Annotated in this window: 3 protein-coding genes; all 3 read right to left on the minus strand. The window is 74.0% G+C overall.

Going from position 1 to position 1,643, the window contains the following annotated elements; all coding sequences use genetic code 11:
* A partial coding sequence (locus B7767_RS29640) for a reverse transcriptase-like protein (protein WP_143652693.1) occupies positions 1 to 487 on the minus strand: 487 nt, incomplete at its 3' end.
* A gap of 12 nt (positions 488 to 499) precedes the next feature.
* Positions 500 to 1,243, minus strand: coding sequence for a zinc ribbon domain-containing protein (locus B7767_RS29645; protein WP_085574842.1), 744 nt, complete (start codon positions 1,241 to 1,243; stop codon positions 500 to 502).
* A partial coding sequence (locus B7767_RS29650) for a Nif3-like dinuclear metal center hexameric protein (protein WP_179167342.1) occupies positions 1,240 to 1,643 on the minus strand: 404 nt, incomplete at its 5' end. The genes B7767_RS29645 and B7767_RS29650, both read right to left, overlap by 4 nt.

Consider the following 1,643-nt stretch of genomic DNA (forward strand, 5'->3'; position numbering starts at 1 on the left):
CGTCGCCCGGGGGGCCCGACGGTTCGGGGCGGGGGATGTCGAGGGCGGCGCGGGAGGTCGCCGCCGACCACGCCTCGCCCCGTTTGCCCGCGTCCATCGCCTCGTTGGCCAGGCGGTCGGCGTGCTTGTTCCGGGCGCGCGGGATCCACTCGTAGGTGACCCGATCCGGCGGGAAGACCCGCGCCGCCTCCGCCGCGAGCGGCTTCATCGCCGGGTGCTTGATCTTCCAGCGGCCCGTCATCTGCTCGATGACGAGCTTGGAGTCCATCCGGACGTGGACCCGTGCCTCCGGGTCCAGTTCACGGGCGGCGCGCAGGCCGGCCAGCAGGCCCCGGTACTCGGCGACGTTGTTCGTGGCGACACCGAGGTACTCGGCCGCCTCCACCAGGGTCTCCCCCGTCGCCGCGTCACCCACCACGGCCCCGTAGCCCGCGGGCCCCGGGTTGCCCCGCGACCCGCCGTCCGCCTCGACGATGAACTCCCGCACCGCCAGGACCCCTTACAGTCCCGACTCGGACGTGCGCACCAGGATGCGCCGGCAGTTCTCGCAGCGCACCACCGTGTCGGGGGCGGCGGAACGGACCTCGTTCAGCTCGGTGATGGCGAGCTCCTGGCGGCAGCCCTGGCAGGTGCGGGCGTACAGCTTCGCCGCGCCGATGCCGCCCTGCTGCTCGCGCAGCTTCTCGTACAGGCTCAGCAGCGGGGCGGGCACGGAAGCCGCGACGACCTCGCGCTCCTTCGTCACCGAGGCCGCCTCGCCGTCGATCTCCTCGACGGCCGCGTCCCGGCGCGCGGTGGCGTCGTCGATCCTCCCCTGCACGGAGCCGACCCGCTCGGTCAGCTCGGCGACCCGCTCCTGCGCGGACTCGCGGCGCTCCATGACCTCCAGGACGACGTCCTCCAGGTCGCCCTGCCGCTTGGCGAGGGAGGTGATCTCGCGCTGGAGGTTCTCCAGGTCCTTGGGCGAGGAGACGGCACCGGAGTCGAGGCGCTTCTGGTCGCGGGCGGCGCGCTGGCGCACCTGGTCGACGTCCTGCTCGGCCTTGGTCTGCTCGCGGGCGCAGTCGCTCTCCTCGGTCTGCGCGGCGACGAGCAGGTCGCGCAGCTGGGTGAGGTCCCGGTTCAGCGACTCGATCTCGGCGTGCTCGGGCAGCGACCTCCGCTTGTGCGCGAGCTGCTGGAGGCGGACGTCGAGGTCCTGGACGTCGAGGAGTCGGATCTGGTCGGCGGGCGCGGCGTTCAGTTGGGGGCTCCAGATGTGTCGTCGGTGGTGGTGGGAGACGCCGCGTGGGCGGTCCAGGGGTCGGTGACCGTCTTCGAGACGTGGACCCGCAGGTCCCACCCGTGGCGGTCGGAGATCTCGTCGAGCTGGGCTGCCGCCAGCTCGCACCAGGGCCACTCGGTGGCCCAGTGCGCCGCGTCGAGCAGCGCGAGGGGACTGTGGGCGCGGGCCTCGGAGGCCGGGTGGTGGCGCAGGTCCGCGGTGAGGAAGGCGTCCACGCCGGCGGCCCGGACGTGGTCGAAGAGGCTGTCGCCCGAGCCGCCGCTGACGGCGACCGTGCGCACGAGCGCGTCGGGGTCGCCGGCGACGCGGATGCCCTGCGCGGTGGCGGGCAGGCGTTCGGCGGCACGGGCGGCGAGGT

Origin of the sequence: Streptomyces sp. 13-12-16 (genome assembly GCF_002114215.1) — a bacterium.
Taxonomy (GTDB): Bacteria; Actinomycetota; Actinomycetes; order Streptomycetales; family Streptomycetaceae; genus Streptomyces.